Here is a 20079-nt window from a genome sequence, read left to right on the forward strand (position 1 = left end):
GGCCGGCTGAGGCCGGCTTTTTTTATTCCGCACTGGATTGACCATGACCGATATCGACCGCGACCAATTGCTTGCCCTGTTACTTGATGATGACGCGCCAGCCGCACCCGTCGGGCCGGGCCGGCGCACCGAGCCGGGGCCGGCGCCGCTGTCATTCGCCCAGCGCCGCTTGTGGTTTCTCCAGCAGTACGAAGTACAGAGCCCGGCCTATAACTCGGCCCGGGCGCTGCGGATTCAGGGCCGGCCGGATGTCGGGGCCCTGGAGGCCGCCTTGCGCCGCCTGATCGAGCGCCATGCCAGCCTGCGCACCCGCTTCGTGCTGGTGGATGAGCAGCCGCTGCAGGTCATCGAACCCGCTGTGGATTTTCATCTTGAATGCGTGACCCTGGCGGCCGGCGCCGACCTGCAAGCCGAACTGCGCCAGCGGGTTGCCGTGCCGTTTGACCTCGGTTGCGCACCGTTGCTGCGGGCCAGCCTGTTGTGCGACGGCGAGGGGGCGGTGTTGCTGTTGTGCCTGCACCACATCGTTGCCGATGCCTGGTCCAACCCGTTGCTGATCGCCGACCTGGGCCGGGCCTATGCCGCGGCTCTGGACGGCAATGACCGGCCGTTGCCGGGTTTGTCCCTGGAGTACGCCGACTACGCGACCTGGCAGCGCCAGCACTTTGCAGGCCAGGGCGCTGCTGCAGGCCAGGACTACTGGCGCCAGTACCTGGGCCAGGAGGTGCCGGTGCTGGAATTGCCCAGCGACCGCCCGCGCAGCGCAGCGCCACGGCTGCAGGCCGCGCGCCATGATCTCCGGCTGCCGGACGCTGTGGCCCGGGCGCTGCGTGAATGGTGCCGGGCGCAACATTGCTCGCCCTTCGTGCTGCTGCTGGGGGCCTGGCAAGTACTGCTGGCGCGCTACAGCGGCCAGCGCGATTTCGCGGTCGGTGTGCCCAACGCCGCACGCAGCCATGCCCAGGTCCAGGAGATTGTCGGGTTCTTCGTCAACACCCAGGTCTATCGCGCCCGGCTCGATCCGCAACTGACCACCCGCGAGCTGTGCAGCCGCCTGCGGGATGAAAGCCGGATTGCCCTGGAACACTCGGACTTTCCCTTCGAGTGCGTGCTGGACGGTCTCAACCTGACCCGCGACCTGCGCCACACGGCGCTGTTCCAGGTGCTGTTCAACTTCCGCCACTCACGGGACGCCCAGCCCTTGCAGTTGCCGGGGCTGGAGGTGGAGGTGCTGGATGTCGAGCTGGAAAGCGCGCGTTTCGACCTGACCCTGGATGTTATCGCCGGCCCCGACGCCATCGATTGTCGTCTGGAGTATGTGACTGAGCTCTACGACGCCCCGACCATTGAGCGCCTCGGCCAGCACCTGTGCCAGTTGCTGCAGGGCATGCTCGCAGCGCCCGACCGTCCGGTGTTCAGCCTGCCGTTGCTGGACGCGGGCGAGCAGGCGCAGCTCACTACATGGAACGCGACAGCGAGTCGCTACCCCGAGTACCCGAACCTTCCTGCCTTGATTGCGCAACAGGTGCGTGCCACCCCCGATGCCCTGGCACTGGTGTATGGCCACACGCAACTGAGCTATGGCGAGCTGGATGCCCGGGCCAATCAGCTGGCCCACTGGCTGCAAGGCCAGGGCATTGCTCCGGACGTACCGGTGGCGGTGTGCGCCGAGCGCTCGGTGGAATTGGTGGTGGCGCTGCTGGGGGTGATCAAGGCCGGTGGCGCGTACCTGCCCCTGGACCCGGATCTGCCCCTTGAGCGTCTGCAAGGGATGCTGGCCGACAGTGGCAGCCCGTTGTTGCTGACCCAGACACACTTACTGGAGAAGTGGTCCGGCGCTACCGAAGTACCGGTACATGCAGTGGAAAACCTGGCGCTGGCGACCCAGCCGCAGACCGCGCCCCGGGTCGATATCGCCCCGGAAAACCTGGTGTACTGCCTGTATACCTCGGGTTCCACCGGCAAGCCCAAGGCCGTTGGTAATCGCCATGCCGGGTTGCTCAATCGCCTGCAATGGATGCAGGCCGAATACGGCCTGAACGCCAGCGACCGGGTGCTGCAAAAAACCCCCTACAGCTTCGACGTCTCGGTCTGGGAGTTCTTCTGGCCGCTGCTCAGCGGCGCGGCACTGGTGATGGCGCCGCCGGGTGCCCACCGTGATCCACAGGCCTTGCGTGAACTGATCGTCGAGCACGGCATCACCACGCTGCACTTCGTGCCGTCGATGTTGCAGGCCTTTGTGTCTGCCGGCGAACTACCCCTTTGCACTTCGCTGAAACGGATCATTTGCAGTGGAGAAGCCTTGCCGGCCGAGTTGCAGCGTCAGGTGCTGGGACAAACCGCCAGCCAGTTGCATAACCTCTACGGCCCGACCGAAGCGGCCATCGACGTCACTTTCTGGGCCTGCCGCGAAGACGGCAACAGCGTGCCCATTGGCCGCCCGATCGCCAATACGCAAATCCATATTCTCGATGCCGAGCTCAATCCTGTGCCGGTGGGAGTGGCAGGTGAGCTGTACATCGCCGGGGTCAATCTGGCCCGGGGTTATCTGGGTCGTCCCGGGTTGACCGGGGAACGCTTTGTCGCCAATCCCTACGGCGCTCCCGGCGAGCGCATGTACCGCAGTGGCGACCTGGCACGCTGGCGCGCCGATGGCGCCATCGACTATCTGGGCCGTCTCGATCATCAGGTGAAACTGCGTGGTCTGCGTATCGAACTGGGGGAGATTGAAGCGCTGTTGCTGAGCCACGCCAATGTTCAGGAAAGCGTGGTCATAGCCCGGGACGACAAGCTGATCGGCTACTGGGTGGGCGCTGCCATCGAGGAGGATGCACTCAAGGCCCATCTGGCCCGCCACCTTCCTGAATACATGGTGCCGTGGCGCCTGCTGCAGCTGGAGGCGATGCCGCTGTCGGCCAACGGCAAGCTGGATCGCAAGCAGTTGCCGCAACCCCTGGGGCAGGTGACCGAAGACTATGTGGCACCCGCCAGCGAAATCCAGCAGGCCCTGGCGACCATTTGGGGCGAGGTGCTGGGTCAGGAACAGGTCGGGACCAGCGACAATTTCTTCGAGCTGGGGGGCGATTCCATTCTGTCCCTGCAAGTGATCAGCCGGATGCGCCGCGCCGGTTGGCAGCTCAACCCGCGGGACCTGTTCGAGCATCAAACCATCGCTGCCCTGGCCCGTGTCGCTGTGCCTCTGGAGCAGGCCAGCGCTGACAGCGGTCCGGTTCAGGGCGCGGCCCCGGTCACCCCGATTCAGGCGCATTTTTTCGCCCAGGCGGTGCCGGTTGCGGGCCACTGGAACCAGGCATTATTGCTGCGCCCGCTGCACAGCCTGGAGCCTGCTGCTCTGGATGAGGCACTGACCGCGCTGTTCGCCCACCACGATGCTTTGCGCCTGCAGTTCCGGCAGCTGGACGGGCAGTGGAGCGCCAGTCATGGCACCGACGCCCCCGGGTTGCTGGAGTGCTTGACCCTGAGCCGGCCTGAGGCGATCAGCGCCGTATGCGAAGCGGCCCAGCGCGGTTTTCAATTGGGTCAGGGGCCTTTGTTCAAGGCAGTGCTGATGCAACTGGGCGATGGCCAGCAACGGCTGTTGCTGGTGGCCCATCACCTGGTGGTGGATGGCGTGTCCTGGCGCATCCTGCTCGAAGATCTGGCACAGCTTTATACCCAGGCGCTGGCCGGTTCAGCGCTGCATCTGGCTGCGCGTACCAGCAGCTTCAAGGCCTGGGGCGAGCACCTGGCAAGCTGGCAGCGCCAAGGGCTGGGCGACAGCGAGCTGGCCTACTGGCAAGCGTATGCCGAGACCACGGCAACCCCGTTGCGGGTGCCGCGCCCCCAAGGCAGCCGTGCCCTCGGCGCGACGGCCCGGGTGCAGGTGCAGCTCGACCCGGCGCGGACCCGCGCCTTGCTGGGGACGGCCCACGCGGCCTATCGCACGCGGATCGATGAACTGCTGCTGGCCGCGCTGGCCCGTACCCTGTGCCAATGGAGTGGTCAGCCGGCACTGGACATCCTCCTGGAAAGTCACGGCCGCACACCGGGGCCCGATGCCCCGACCCAACTGGACCTGAGCCGCAGCGTCGGCTGGTTCACCGCCCTGTACCCGTTGCGCCTGGCCCCCGGCAGCCGCGCACCCGGTGAAGCGATCAAGGCGATCAAGGAACAAGTGCGCCAGGTGCCCGGCCAGGGCCTGGGCTACGGCGTGTTGCGCTATCTGGGCGAGGACGATCTGGCCCGCCGGCTGGCGTGCCGCACGGCGCCGCAAATCACCTTCAACTATCTGGGGCAGTTCGACCCGGGCCGCCTGGCCGACGGCCTGTTCGACCTGGCCGGAGAACACCTCGGTGCGTCCCTGGACCCGAGTGCCGATGCCGACAGCGAATGGGTGATCACCGGTCAAGTGCGCGACGGCTGCCTGCAACTGAGCTGGCGCTATGGCTGCGAGCGTTTCGACAGCGAGCTGGTGCAAGGTCTGGCCGAGGACTACCTGGCGAGCCTGGGCACGCTGATCGACCATTGCCTGAGCCCCGGCGCTGCCGGGGTCACACCCTCGGACTTCCCGCTGGCGAGCATCAGTCAGGCGCAACTGGACGCACTGCCGGTGGCCGCCGCCGACCTCGAAGACCTTTACCCCTTGTCACCGCTGCAACAGGGCATGCTGTTTCATGCCCTGCAAGGCGCCGCGGGCAGTGCCTATGTCAATCAGGTCTGCGTGCCGCTGAGCGATGTCGATGGCCTGCGCTTCGCCGCAGCCTGGGAGCGGGTCAGCCATGAGCACGGGATCCTGCGGGCCGGTTTCGCCTGGGAAGGCGACTTGCCCCAGCCCCTGCAATGGATCCACCGCCAGTTACCTTCGCCGGTGCGCCATCTTGACTGGCGCGAACGCGGCGCCGAACAGGCGCGCCTGGAACTGGCCGAACTGGCCGATGCCGAGCGCGATCAGGGCTTCGACCTGCGCCGGCCACCGCTGCAACGGGTGTTGCTGGTGCGTCTGGGCGAAAGCGCCTACCAATTGATCTGGACCCGCCATCACATCCTGCTCGATGGCTGGGCCACGGCGCGCCTGATCGAAGAAGTGCTGTTGCATTACCGCGGTCAGACGCCCGCGGCGGGGGCCAGCCGCTACCGCGATTACCTGGCCTGGCTGGGCCGTCAGGATGGCGCGTCGAGCCAGCAATTCTGGAGCCAGCAACTGTGCGAGCTGGAGCAACCGACCCTGCTGGCCGATGCCTTGCCGGCGGTACCGGCCCGCAGCGGGCATGGTGACCTGCGCCTGCAACTGGCCCCGGACGTGACCTCGGCGCTGGGGGTGTTTGCCCGACGCGAGCGGGTGACCCTCAACACCTTGCTGCAAGGTGCCTGGAGCCTGTTGTTGCAGCGCTACAGCGGGCAGCGCAGCGTGGCTTTCGGCGCCACTGTGGCCGGTCGCCCGATCGCCCTGGCCGATGCCGAGCGCGTGCTGGGGCTGTTTATCAATACCTTGCCGATCATTCAGGCGCCCGGGCCGCAGCGCTTGCTGGGGGACTGGCTGCGGGATTTGCAATCGCTGAACCTGGCGGTACGTGAGCATGAACATACGCCGCTGTTCGATATCCAGCGTTGGGCCGGGCAGGGTGGCCGGGCGCTGTTCGACACTGTGCTGGTGTTCGAGAACTACCCGGTGGACAGCGCCCTGCGCAGCGGCAGCGGCGTGCAATTCGGCCAGGTGATTTCGCGGGAAACCACCCATTACCCCTTGACTGTGGTGATCCACGCGGGTGACACCCTGGACCTGCAATTGAGTTACCTGTTGAGTGCCTTCGACCCTGCCAGCGTGGCGCGCCTCGGTGAGCATTTGCAGAACCTGCTGCTGGCCATGGCGGCCGAGGCGCAGGGGCCGTCAAAGGTGCGCCTTGGCCAGTTGCAGATGCTCGATAGCGCAGAACAGCAGCGGCTCTCGCAGTGGAACGCGACCCGGTTCAACTATGCGCAGTACCCGAGCCTGCCAGCCTTGATTGCCGAACAGGTGCGCGCCACCCCCGATGCCCTGGCGCTGGTGTATGGCGACACGCAACTGAGCTATGGCGAACTGGATGCCCGGGCCAATCAACTGGCCCACTGGCTGCAAACTCAGGGCGTTGGCCCGGATGTACCGGTGGCGGTGTGCGCCGAGCGCTCGGTGGAACTGGTGGTGGCATTGCTGGGGGTGATCAAGGCCGGTGGCGCGTACTTGCCGCTGGACCCTGATCACCCGCGGGAGCGCCTGCAAAGCATGTTGACTGACAGTGGCAGCCCGTTGTTGCTGACCCAGGCACACCTGCTGGACAGCTGGTCCGGTGCTGCCGGTGTACCGGTGCATGCGCTGGAAAACCTGGCGCTGGCGACCCAGCCGCAGACTGCACCCAAGGTCGATATCAACCCGGAAAACCTGGTGTACTGCCTGTATACCTCGGGTTCCACCGGCAAGCCCAAGGCCGTCGGTAATCGCCATGCCGGGTTGCTCAATCGCCTGCAATGGATGCAGGACGAATACGGATTAAATGCCAGCGACCGGGTGCTGCAAAAAACCCCCTACAGCTTCGACGTCTCGGTCTGGGAGTTCTTCTGGCCGCTGCTCAGCGGCGCGGCACTGGTGATGGCACCACCCGGTGCCCACCGTGATCCACGGGCCTTGCGCGAACTGATCGTCGAGCACGGCATCACCACGCTGCACTTCGTGCCGTCGATGTTGCAGGCCTTTGTGTCTGCCGGCGAACTGCCCCTTTGCACTTCGCTGAAACGGATCATTTGCAGCGGCGAAGCCTTGCCGGCCGAGTTGCAGCGTCAGGTGTTGGGACAAACCGCCAGCCAGTTGCACAACCTTTACGGCCCGACCGAAGCGGCCATCGACGTCACCTCCTGGGCCTGTCGCGAAGACGGCAACAGCGTGCCGATCGGGCGTCCGATCGCCAACACGCAAATCCATATCCTCGATGCCGATCTCAATCCTGTGCCGGTGGGGGTGGCCGGCGAGTTGTACATCGCCGGGGTCAATCTGGCCCGGGGCTATCAGGGCCGTCCGGCACTGACTGCCGAACGCTTTGTCGCCAACCCCTACGGCGCTCCCGGCGAGCGTATGTACCGCAGTGGCGACCTGGCACGCTGGCGCGCCGACGGTGCCATCGACTACCTGGGCCGTCTGGATCATCAGGTCAAGTTGCGCGGCCAGCGAATCGAGCTGGGAGAGATCGAGGCAGTGTTGCTGGCCCATGCCGCGGTGCACGAATGCGTGGTGATAGCCCGGGACAATCAGCTGCTCGGCTACTGGGTCGGCACCGATGCCGACGAAGCCGCGCTTAAATTTCATCTGGGTCAGCACGTTCCTGAATACATGGTGCCGTGGCGACTGCTGCAATTGCCGGCGATGCCGCTCTCGGCCAACGGCAAGCTGGATCGCAAGCAGTTGCCGCAGGTCGAGGCGCAAGCCGCTGCCACTGGCTATGTCGAGCCCCGCAATGACGCCGAGCGCGCCCTGGCCAGAATCTGGTCCGAGGTGCTGGGTGTGGAGCGGGTCGGTGTGACGGATGACTTTTTCGAGCTGGGCGGGCACTCGCTGCTGGCGACCCGCCTGGCCTCGCAGATTCGCCACCAGTTAGGCGTACAGATTCACCTCGGCGCGGTGTTCGAAACACCGACGGTCGAGGCGCTTGCTCGGCACCTGGAGCACATTCCGGCGCACGCCCCCGAAGATGAGGTGGACGCCATGACCCAATTGCTGAATGAACTGGAGCGCATTGAATGAATGACCTGAGCCAAGCCCGAGGCCCCAGCCACCGTGACGATCCGTTGCGCCCGCTGGCCGAACGGCTCAATGCTCTTCCAGGGGAAAAGCAGCGGCTGTTCCTGCAACAGCTGCGGGAAAAAGGCATCGATGCCCGGCGTCTGCCAATAGTCCCGGCACCTGCCGGGGCTGCGGGTGCGCTGTCCTACAGCCAGCACCGGCTGTGGCTGCTGTGGCAACTGGAACCGACCTCAAGCGCTTATCACATTACCGGCGGGCTGCAACTCACCGGGGAACTCAACGAGGCGGCGCTGGACGCTGCCCTGGCCGATATCGTCGCCCGCCACGCAGTACTGCGCAGCGACTTTCCCGAAGAGGGCGGCGAGCCCCGGGTGCGGGTACATGACGCCGCTGAGTGCGGGCTGGTATTCGCTCGCGAAGACCTCAGCGAATTGTCGCCCCGGGCCCGGGACGCAGCCTTGATGCGCCTGGCCCAGGATCAGGCGCGGCAACCCTTCGACCTGACCCTGGGGCCTTTGCTGCGCCTGTGTCTGGTGCGTTGCGCCGAGCAGCGTCACGCCTTGTTGGTGACCCTGCATCACATCGTTGCCGACGGTGTGTCGATGGAGCTGTTTGTCCAGGAAATGGCCAGCGGTTATGCCCGTCACCTGGGGGGCGACGCCAGCCCTTTGCCCGACCTCGATGTGCAATACAGCGACTATGCGCGCTGGCAGCGGCTGTGGCTGGAGTCCGGCGAGAGCGAGCAGCAACTGGCCTATTGGCGCGAGCGCCTGGGCAGTGAGGAACCGGTGCTGGAGTTGCCGGTGGACCACCTGCGTCCCGGCTTGCCCAGCTACCGCGGGGCGCGGGTCGGCAAGACCTTGCCCGATGCCACCAGCAGCCGCTTGCGCCAGTTCGCCCGGGAGCAACAGGCCACGCCGTTCATGGTTCTGCTGGCCGCCTACGGTGTGTGGCTCAGCCGTCTGTGCGGCCAGGGGCAATTGCGGGTCGGGATCCCGGTGGCCAATCGTCAGGCGCAAGCGACCCAGGGTTTGATTGGTTGCTTCGTCAACACTCAGGTCTGGCCGCTGCAGATCTCGCGCCGCCAATCCTTTATCGATCAGCTCAAGGCTGTGCGTGAGCAAGCGTTGCAGGCCCAGGCCCATCAGGACCTGCCTTTCGAACAATTGGTCGAAGCGCTGCAACCCCAGCGCAGCCTTGGCCGCAACCCGCTGTTCCAGGTGCTGTACAACCACTTGCAGCGCGGCGACAGCCAGTTGCAGGCGGGCGGGCTGGTGTTCGAGCGCCTGGAGCAGGCTGCCGAAACCGCTCAGCTGGACCTGGCCCTGACCACCGAGGAAAACCCTCAGGGTCAGATCACCGCCACCTTCAGTTACGCCACCGACCTGTTCGAAGCGTCCACCGTGCACGCCTGGCACACGCATTTTCTGTACCTGCTCGAGCAATTGCTGGAGCAGCCGCAACGCGCGCTGCATGAACTGCAGCCGCTGACAGCGGCGGAGCAACAGCAACTGACAGGCTGGAATGCCACCCGCGAAGACTATCCGCAGTACCCGAGCCTGCCAGCCCTGATCGCCGAACAGGTGCTTACCACCCCCGATGCCCTGGCGCTGGTGTATGGCGACACGCAACTGAGCTATGGCGAGCTGGATGCTCGGGCCAATCAACTGGCCCACTGGCTGCAAGGCCAGGGCATTGGTCCGGACGTACCGGTGGCGGTGTGCGCCGAGCGTTCCGTGGAACTGGTAGTCGCGTTATTGGGGGTGATCAAGGCCGGTGGCGCGTACCTGCCACTGGACCCGGATCTGCCCCTTGAGCGTCTGCAAGGGATGCTGGCCGACAGTGGCAGCCCGTTGTTGCTGACCCAGAATCACTTACTGGAGAAGTGGTCCGGCGCTGCCGATGTAGCGGTGCATGCACTGGAAAACCTGGCGCTGGCGACCCAGCCGCAGACTGCACCCAAGGTCGATATCAACCCGGAAAACCTGGTGTACTGCCTGTACACCTCGGGCTCCACTGGCAAGCCCAAGGCGGTGGGCAACCGCCACGCCGGGTTGCTCAATCGCCTGCAATGGATGCAGGCCGAATACGGCCTGAACGCCAGCGACCGGGTGCTGCAAAAAACCCCCTACAGCTTCGACGTCTCGGTCTGGGAGTTCTTCTGGCCGCTGCTCAGCGGCGCGGCACTGGTGATGGCGCCACCGGGTGCCCACCGTGATCCACAGGCCTTGCGTGAACTGATTGTCGCGCACCGCATCACCACGCTGCACTTCGTGCCGTCGATGTTGCAGGCCTTTGTATCGGCGGGTGAACTGCCCCTTTGCACTTCGCTGAAGCGGATCATTTGCAGCGGCGAAGCCTTGCCGGCCGAGTTGCAGCGTCAGGTGCTGGGGCAAACCGCCAGCGAGTTGCACAACCTCTACGGTCCGACCGAAGCGGCCATCGACGTCACCTCCTGGGCCTGTCGCGAAGACGGCAACAGCGTGCCCATTGGCCGCCCGATCGCCAATACACAAATCCATATTCTTGATCCCGATCTCAATCCGCTGCCGGTGGGCGTGGCAGGCGAGCTGTACATCGCCGGGGTCAATCTGGCCCGGGGCTATCAGGGCCGTCCGGCACTGACTGCCGAACGCTTTGTCGCCAATCCCTACGGCGCTCCCGGGGAGCGCATGTACCGCAGTGGCGACCTGGCACGCTGGCGCGCCGACGGTGCCATCGATTACCTGGGCCGTCTCGATCATCAGGTGAAATTGCGCGGCCTGCGTATCGAACTGGGGGAGATTGAAGCGCTGTTGCTGAGCCACGCCAATGTTCAGGAAAGCGTGGTCATAGCCCGGGACGACAAGCTGATCGGCTACTGGGTGGGCGCTGCCATCGAGGAGGATGCCCTCAAGGCCCATCTGGCCCGCCACCTTCCTGAATACATGGTGCCGTGGCGTCTGCTGCAATTGCCGGCGATGCCGCTGTCGGCCAACGGCAAGCTGGATCGCAAGCAGTTGCCGCAACCCCAGGGGCAGGTGACCGAAGACTATGTGGCACCCGGCAGCGAAATCGAACAGACCCTGGCGACCATCTGGGCCGAGGTGCTGGGCCAGGATCAGGTAGGGCTTGGCGACAACTTCTTCGAACTGGGCGGCGACTCCATCCTGTCCCTGCAAGTGATCAGCCGGGTGCGTCAGGCCGGCTGGCAACTGAGCCCCCGGGACCTGTTCCTGCACCCGACACTGGCGGCCCTGGCCCGGGCGGCGCGCTGCGTGACCCAGGGTGGCGAGCTGCAGCAGGCGGTAACGGTCGGCCCGGCGCCACTGACACCGATCCAGCAGTATTTTTTCGGCCAGGATATCCCGCAGCGTCAGCACTGGAACCAGTCGGCGTTATTGCGCCCGTTGCAGGCGCTGCAGGTCGAACCCCTGCGCGCCAGCCTGGCGGCCCTGGCCCAACAGCATGCCAGCCTGCGCCTGCGCTACGAACAGGACGCCATGGGCGTCTGGCAACAAGGCTACAGCGAGCACTGCGCCGAGGACTGGCTGGTGGAAGTGGATGCCCCGGACGCCGAGGTGTTCCTGCGCGAGGCCGAGCGCTTGCAGACCAGCCTGGATCTGGGCCGCGGCCCTCTGCTGCGGGCCGCCTTGCTGACCCTGGGGGATGGCAGCCAGCGCCTGCTGATCGTGGTTCATCACCTGGTGGTGGACGGCGTGTCCTGGCGTGTCCTGGTGGAAGATTTGCAGCAGGCCTATCGCCAGCTGACGGCCGGCCAGAGCGTGACCCTGGCACCGGTGGGCGCCAGCTTCGCCCAGTGGGGCCAGCGTTTGCAGGCATTCGCAGCCAGCCCGGCGCTGCTCGATGAACTGCACTACTGGTGCGCGCAGACCGCAGGGCAGCCGCTAATGGCTTTGGGCTGTGAAGGCCAGGCCGTGGAGCGCCGCCTGCGCCTGCCGGCGGAACTGACCCGGCGTCTGCAAAAAGAGGCGCCGGCGGCCTATCGCACGCGTCTGGATGAATTGTTGCTGGTGGCCCTGGCCCGGGTCCTGTGCCGCCAGAGCGCACAGGACGGCCTGAGCGTCGAGCTCGAAGGCCATGGCCGCGATGCGTTGCCCGCACCCTTCGGCGAAGGCCTGGATATCGAGCGCAGCGTCGGCTGGTTCACCAGCCTGTACCCGGTGCGTCTGAGCCCGGGCCCGGGGGATCTGGGCTCGGCGATCAAGGCGATCAAGGAACAACTGCGCCAGGTGCCGAACAAGGGCATCGGCTACGGCGCGTTACGCTATCTCGGCCCGGCGTCTGCCCGGGCATTGCTTGAGGCACAGCCGCGGCCACAGGTGATGTTCAACTACCTGGGGCAGTACGACACCAGCCTCGATGGCCAGCGCCTGTTTGCCCTGGCCGGCGAACCCCAGGGCCGCCAGCGCGACGATGCTGCACCGCTGAGCCATGCCTTGACCCTCAACGCCCGCCTGGTGGAAGGCCAGTTGCAATTCGACGGCCGCGCCGATGCCCGGCACTACAGCGCTGCGCAGCTGGAAGCCCTGCTGGACGACCTGCGCGCCGAGCTGAGCTTGCTTGGCGCCTATTGCCTGATCCCGGAAAACGCCGCGCTGACCCCGGCCGATGTGCCGCTGGCGGGCTTGAGCCAGGCCCGGCTCGACGCTTTGCCCCTGGCGGCCCGCGATGTCGAGGACCTGTACCCGCTGTCGCCGCTGCAACAGGGGCTGCTGTTCCACAGCCTGCAAGGGGATGCCCGGTCGGCCTACGTCAACCAGATCGACGTGGTGCTCGAAGGCCTCGACCTGCAACGCTTCCTGCAGGCCTGGGAAACCACGGTTGAGCAACACGCGACCTTGCGCAGCCTGTTCCTCTGGGAAAGCGGGCTCGATACGCCGTTGCAAGCCGTATTGCGCCGTGGCCCGGCCGTAGCGCAATTGCACGACGCCCGCGGGCTCAGCCAGCAAGAGCTGGATGATTGGGCCCGCCGCGAACGCGCCGAAGGTTTCGAGCTGGACCGCTTGCCGCTGCAACGGGTGCAGTTGCTACGTCTGGACGCCACTCGCTGCCGGATGATCTGGACCTTCCACCACATCCTGCTGGACGGCTGGAGCAGCGCGCGACTGATCGGCGAAGTGCTGCAACATTACGCCGGTGAACGGCCGCGGGCACCCCGCAGCCAGTATCGCGACTACATCGCCTGGCTCGGCGCCCAGGATGAGCAGGCGGCCGAGGCCTGGTGGCAAGGGCGTCTGGCAACCCTGGATGGCCCGACCTTGCTGGCCCAGAGCCTGCCGCCCCGGGACACCCGGGACCTTGCTCAGGCCCTCGGTCACGGGGTGATCCGTGGCGGTCTGTCGGCGGCAGACAGCCAGCGCCTGCGCCAGTTTGCCCGGCGCCAGCGGGTGACCCTCAATACCCTGGTGCAGGGCGCATGGATTCTGCTGCTGCAAACCTACACCGGCCAGTCCCGGGTGGTGTTCGGCACCACGGTCTCGGGCCGTCCTGCGGCCCTGGATGATGCCGAAGCGGTGGTGGGCCTGTTTATCAATACCGTGCCGGTGATCGCTGGCGGTGCTCCGGCACAGCCGGTGGGTGACTGGTTGCGCGAGCTGCAGGCCAGCAGTGCCGATGCCGGCGAGTTCGAGCACACTCCGCTGGCCGATATCCAGCGCTGGGCGGGGCTCAGCGGTCAAAGCCTGTTCGACAGCCTGCTGGTGTTCGAGAACTACCCGGTCGATCACGCCATGCGCCAGCGCAGCGGCGTGCGTATCGAAGCCTCCAGCACCCTTGAAGCCACCCACTATCCGTTGTCCCTGGCGATCTTCGCCGGCGAGACCCTGGACATCACCTTTGGCTACCGCCGTGATGCGTTCGCCCCGGAGCGGGTCGAGGCCCTGGCCGGACACCTGCAGCAGCTGTTGCTTGGCCTGTGTGCCGATGCGCTGCAGCCGTTGGCCGCACTCAGCCCGCTGAGCGCGGGCGAACAGGCTCAACTCATGGCCTGGAGCCGCTCGGACTACGCGGCCCCGGCCTTCACCAGTGTCCAGCAGCGTATCGCCGCCCATGCCGCGGCCGATCCGCAACGCATTGCGCTGATTTGCGAGGGGCAGCAGTTGAGCCGTGGCGAACTGGAGGAACAGGCCAACCGCCTGGCCCATGCCTTGATCGCCCGTGGTATCGGACCCGAGGTTCGGGTCGGGGTCGCTTTGCAGCGTTCCAACCGCCTGTTGGTGGCGTTGCTGGCAGTGGCCAAGGCCGGTGCGGCTTTCGTCCCCCTGGCTCTGGATTACCCGCGCGAACGTCTGGGTTTCGTCCTGGCCGACAGCGGCATGAGCCTGTTGCTCACCGAGGGGATGGCCCTGGATCGCCTGCCGCAAACCCCGGGTCTGGCCATGCTCGACCTCGACCGGCTGGATCTGGACAGCTACAGCGATCAGGCGCCCGGGGTTCAGGTGCATGCCCAGAATCTCGCGTACCTGATCTACACCTCCGGCTCCAGCGGCACGCCCAAAGGCGTGGCCGTGGCCCATGGTCCGTTGGCAATGCACTGTGATGCCACTGCGCCGCTGTACGACATGAGCGCCGAATCCCGGGAGTTCCACTTTATCTCCTTTGCTTTCGACGGTGCCCATGAGCGCTGGCTGACTGCACTGACCTGCGGTGCCAGCCTGGTGCTGCGCGACGAAGAACTGTGGTCTGCGGCGCGCACCCTGCAGACCCTGGAAGAGCAGCAGGTCACCAACGCCGGCTTCCCGCCGGTGTATCTGACCCAACTGGCCGCCGAAGCCCGGGCCCGGGGCCGTGCCCCGGCGCTGGACCTGTACTCCTTCGGCGGTGAAGCCATGCCCCAGGCCAATTTCGAGCTGATCCGCCAGACCCTGGCGCCGCGCACCCTGATCAATGGCTATGGCCCCACCGAAACCGTGGTCACCCCCCTGGTGTGGAAGGTGCCGGCCAGTCAGGCCTGCCTGTCGGCCTACGCGCCCATCGGCCGTCCTGTCGGCGACCGGCGTGCCTACATTCTCGACGCGCGCCTGCAGCCGGTGCCGGCCGGGGTCAGTGGCGAGCTGTACCTGGGCGGCAGCGGTCTGGCCCGGGAATATCACCGCCACCCGGCCATGAGCGCCGAGCGCTTCGTGCCTGACCCGTTCGGTGCACCAGGGGCGCGCATGTACCGCACCGGTGACCGGGTGTTGTGGGGCGTCGACGGGGTGATCGAATACGTCGGCCGCATCGATCAGCAAATCAAGATCCGTGGTTATCGCATCGAACCCGGGGAGGTCGAGGCGCATATCCAGCAACACCCGCAGGTGCAGACGTGCGTGGTGCTGGCCTTGCCTTCACCCACCGGCCCGCGACTGGTCGCCTACGGCGTGGCCAGCAGCCCGGCCGCCGAGCCGGGCCTGGAAGCGCGGGTCAAGCAGGCCCTGGCCGGGCATTTGCCGGACTACATGATTCCGGCCCGGTTGATCTGGCTGGAGCAGTTGCCGGTGACGCCGAACGGCAAGCTCGACCGGGCGGCCTTGCCGACCCCGGACTGGCAGGTGCAGGACGGCGAATTCGTCGCCCCCCTGGGCGAAGTGGAAACCGTGCTGGCCGGGATCTGGCAGCAGTTGCTGGGTACGGCGCGGGTCGGCGCCAGCGACAACTTTTTTGAATTGGGCGGCGACTCCATTGTTTCCCTGCAACTGGTGGGGCGTGCCCGTCAGGCCGGGGTGCTGTTGACCCCCAAGGATGTTTTCGAGCAACAGACCATTCGCGCTCTGGCCCAGGTGGCCAGGGTTGCGCCAAGTGTGGCCCGGGTCCAGGGCCCGGTGACCGGGCCGGCGGCCCTGACGCCGATCCAGGCCTGGTTCTTCGACAGCCCGATCACGGTTCGCCAGCACTGGAACCAGTCGGTATTGCTGCAACCGCGGGAAAACCTCGACCCGCTGCTGCTGGAGCGCGCCCTGCAAGCGCTGCTGGCCCAGCACGATGCCTTGCGCCTGCGCTTTACCCGGGACGCCCAGGGGGTGTGGCAGCAAAGTCACGCCGACACGGCGGCGGTACCCCTTGAACAGGTACGGGTCAGCGCCCCGGCGCAACTGGCCAGCGTTTGCAGCATTGTTCAGGCCGGCTTGAACCTGAGTGAGGGGCCGCTGTTGCGCGGTCTGTTACTGGACACCGGGGATGGCCAGCGGCTGTTGCTGGCCGCCCATCACCTGGTGGTGGACGGCGTGTCCTGGCGCATTCTGCTGGAAGACTTGCAGCGCGCTTATGGCCAGCTGCAGGCCGGCCAGGCGCTGGATCTTGGCAACAAAAGCAGTGCTTTCCAGCGCTGGGGCGAAGTGCTGCAGGCCGAGGTACCAGCACGTCTGGCCGAGCTGGACTTCTGGCGCGCCACCCTGGCCCCGGGGGCGGTCAGTCTGCCCTTGCTGGACCCGGCGGGCAGTCGCCGCCGCGATCAGGTGCGCGAGTGCCAGGTGCGGCTTGACCAGTCGTTGACCCGGCAGTTGCTGACCCGCGCACCGCTGGCCTATCGCAGTCGCGTCGATGAACTGCTGCTCACCGCTCTGACCCGGGTGGTGCTGCGCGAAACCGGTGGCGAAAGCCTGCTGGTCGGCCTCGAGGGCCATGGCCGCGAAGTGCCGGCGGGCTGTAGCGATGTGGACCTGAGCCGCAGCGTGGGCTGGTTCACCAGCCTGTATCCGGTGCGTCTGCAAACCGACCCGGGCGTGGCTGCGGGGGTGGCGATTCGCGGGATCAAGGAACAACTGCGCCAGGTGCCCGACCAGGGCATGGGCTACGGCTTGCTGCGCTATCTCGGCGAGCCCGGGGTGCGCGCCGAGCTGGCTGATGCCGCGCAACCGTCGATCACCTTCAACTACCTGGGCCAGACCGATCGCGGCCTGGATCACCAGGCCTTGTTCAGCATCGCTGCCGAGCGCGGCGGTGACGATCAGGCGGCCGATGCACCGTTGGGCAACGAATTGATCATCAATGCCCAGGTGCGCCAGGGTGAATTGCAGATGAACTGGCAATACAGCGGCGCGCGGCTGTCCAGGGCCTGGGTCGAGGGTCTGGCCGCTGCTTGCCGGGATGAGTTGCAAGGCTTGATCGAACATTGCCTGAACCCCGACGCGCAACGCTTCACGCCGTCGGACTTCCCGCTGGCGGCGCTGGATCAGGAGGCCCTGGAGCGCCTGCAACTGCCCGCCGATACCGAGTTGCTCTATCCGCTGTCGCCCTTGCAGCAGGGCATGTTGTTCCATGCCTTGCAGGCCCCCGGCGAAAGTCATTATCTCAACCAGTTGAGCCTGGCCATCGACGGCCTCGACGCCACGCGCTTCGCCCAGGCCTGGGACAGCACCGTGGCCCGGCATGACGTATTGCGTACCGGGTTCCTCTGGGAAGGACTGGACCAGCCATTGCAGGCTGTGCGCCGCAGCGTGCCGTCGCCGGTGCGCCTGCTCGACTGGCGCGAGCGCAGCGACCGGGTCACGGCGGTGGAGGATCTGGCCCGGGAAGAGCGCGAGGACGGTTTCGACCTCGCCCGGGCGCCCTTGCTGCGGGTGTTGCTGGTGCGCCTGGAGGATGAGCGCTACCAATTGATCCTCAGCAGTCATCACCTGTTGCTCGATGGCTGGAGCTCGTCGCGGCTGATCGCCGAGGTCTTGCAGCACTACCGGGGCACACCGCCCGCCGAAGTGGCGGGGCGTTTCGTCGATTACCTGCAGTGGCTTCAACAGCGTCACCCGGCCCAGCGTCAGGCCTTCTGGCGTGAGCGTCTGGCCGGGCTGGACGCGCCGACCCTGCTGGCCAATAGCGTCGAGGGTGCAGCCGTGGGCAGTGGTCACCGCCAGCACCACTGGCAGTGCGATGCGCAGCAGACCGCGCGGCTGGTGGCCATCGCCCGTCGCGAGCGGGTGACCCTCAACACACTGGTGCAAGGTGCCTGGAGCCTGTTGCTGCAACGCTACAGCGGCCAGGCCACGGTGGCGTTTGGCGCCACGGTGGCCGGGCGACCGGCGCAACTGGTGGATGCCGAACGTACCCTGGGGCTGTTCATCAACACCTTGCCGGTGATCCAGACGCCGCCGGCGCAACAGCCCCTCGGGGATTGGCTGCGCCAGTTGCAGGCCTTCAACAGCGCGTTGCGCGAGCATGAACACACGCCCCTGTTCGAGATTCAGGGCTGGGCCGGGCAGGGCGGGCAGGCCCTGTTCGACACCTTGCTGGTGTTCGAAAACTATCCGGTGGAACAGGCCCTTGGCGAAGCCAGCGGTCTGGCTTTCTCGCCGCTGCAGCGCCACGAAACCACGCACTACCCGCTGACCCTGGTGATCCATGCCGGTGCGCAGTTGCAGATCGAATTCAGCTATCGCCGGGACGCCTTTGCCGAAGCCGACGTGGTGCGCTTCAGCGAGCACCTTGGCGGTTTGCTGCAACAGTTCGAAGACAGCACCCGGGCCCTGGCCAGCCTGACATTGCTGAGCCCGGGCGAGACCCGCCAGATTCAGACGTGGAATGCCACCGCCAACCGCTACCCCGAGCATCCGCACCTGGCGGCGATGATTGGCGAACAGGTGCGCGCCACCCCCGATGCATTGGCACTGGTGTATGGAGACATGCAACTGAGCTATGGCGAACTGGATGCCCGGGCCAATCAACTGGCCCACTGGCTGCAAACTCAGGGCGTTGGCCCGGATGTACCGGTGGCGGTGTGCGCCGAACGCTCGGTGGAGCTGGTGGTGGCACTGCTGGGGGTGATCAAGGCCGGTGGCGCGTATCTGCCGCTGGACCCGGACCACCCGCGGGAGCGGTTGCAAGGGATGCTGACCGACAGTGGCAGCCCGTTGTTACTGACCCAGGCGCACCTGCTGGACAGCTGGTCCGGCGCTGCCGGGGTACCGATGCATGCACTGGAAAACCTGGCGCTGGCGACTCAGCCGCAGACTGCACCCAAGGTCGATATCGGCCCGGAAAACCTGGTGTACTGCCTGTATACCTCGGGTTCCACAGGCAAGCCCAAGGCCGTCGGTAATCGTCATGCCGGGCTGCTCAATCGTTTGCAATGGATGCAGGCCGAATACGGCCTGAACCCCGGCGACCGGGTGCTGCAAAAAACCCCTTACAGCTTCGACGTCTCGGTCTGGGAGTTCTTCTGGCCGCTGCTCAGCGGCGCGGCCCTGGTGATGGCCCCCCCCGGTGCCCACCGTGATCCGCAGATATTGCGCGAATTGATCGTCGAGCACGGCATCACCACGCTGCACTTCGTGCCGTCGATGTTGCAGGCCTTTGTGTCTGCCGGCGAACTGCCCCTTTGCACCTCACTGAAGCGGATTATTTGCAGCGGTGAAGCCTTGCCGGCCGAGTTGCAGCGTCAGGTGCTGGGGCAAACTGCCAGCCAGTTGCACAACCTCTATGGCCCGACCGAAGCGGCCATCGACGTCACGTCATGGGCCTGCCGCGAGGACGGCAACAGCGTGCCGATCGGGCGCCCGATCGCCAATACGCAAATCCATATTCTCGATGTCGATCTCAATCCTGTGCCGGTGGGGGTGGCCGGCGAGTTGTACATCGCCGGGGTCAATCTGGCCCGGGGTTATCTGGGTCGTCCCGGGTTGACCGGGGAACGCTTTGTCGCCAACCCCTACGGTGCTCCCGGCGAGCGCATGTACCGCAGTGGCGACCTGGCGCGCTGGCGCGCCGACGGTGCCATCGACTACCTGGGCCGTCTCGATCATCAGGTCAAGTTGCGCGGCCAGCGAATCGAGCTGGGAGAGATCGAAGCAGTGTTGCTGGCCCATGCCGCGGTGCACGAATGCGTGGTGATAGCCCGGGACAATCAACTGCTCGGTTACTGGGTCGGCACTGAGATCGACGAAGCGGCACTTAAATTTCATCTGGGTCAGCACGTTCCTGAATACATGGTGCCGTGGCGCCTGCTGCAATTGCCGGCAATGCCGCTGTCGGCCAACGGCAAGCTGGATCGCAAGCAGTTGCCGCAACCCGAAGGGCAGGGCGCGAGCAGCGGCCATGTAGCGCCGGGCAGCGATGCCGAACGGGCGCTGGTGGCCATCTGGCTCGAAGTACTGGGGCTGGAGCAGATCGGCGTCACCGACAGTTTCTTCGAACTGGGCGGGCACTCCCTGAGCGTCATGCAAGTGCGTGCCCAACTGCAGCAGCGCCACGGTTGTCACCTGCCGATCAACGCCTTCTTCGATCACGTCACCGTGCAGAAGTTGGCCCTACAACTGCCGGGCGATTTGTTCGCTGCGGCGGTCGAGCATCGCGAGCGCCTGGATGACATGGCCCGCTGGCTGGATGAAATCGAGGTTTGA

Annotated in this window: 2 protein-coding genes; both read left to right on the forward strand. The window is 66.1% G+C overall.

The genetic code is table 11. The features are described from left to right. Nucleotides 1–43 precede the first annotated feature (43 nt). A complete protein-coding gene (locus WG29040_RS14565; protein ID WP_127196414.1) occupies nt 44–7768 on the forward strand; it encodes a non-ribosomal peptide synthetase in 7725 nt (2574 codons plus the stop codon). Then, nucleotides 7765–20079, forward strand: coding sequence for a non-ribosomal peptide synthetase (locus tag WG29040_RS14570; protein WP_127196415.1), 12315 nt, complete (start codon nt 7765–7767; stop codon nt 20077–20079). The genes WG29040_RS14565 and WG29040_RS14570 overlap by 4 nt, the downstream gene beginning before the upstream one ends.

The organism is Pseudomonas sp. PAMC 29040, from assembly GCF_003994535.1.
Classification (GTDB): Bacteria; Pseudomonadota; Gammaproteobacteria; order Pseudomonadales; family Pseudomonadaceae; genus Aquipseudomonas; species Aquipseudomonas paraversuta.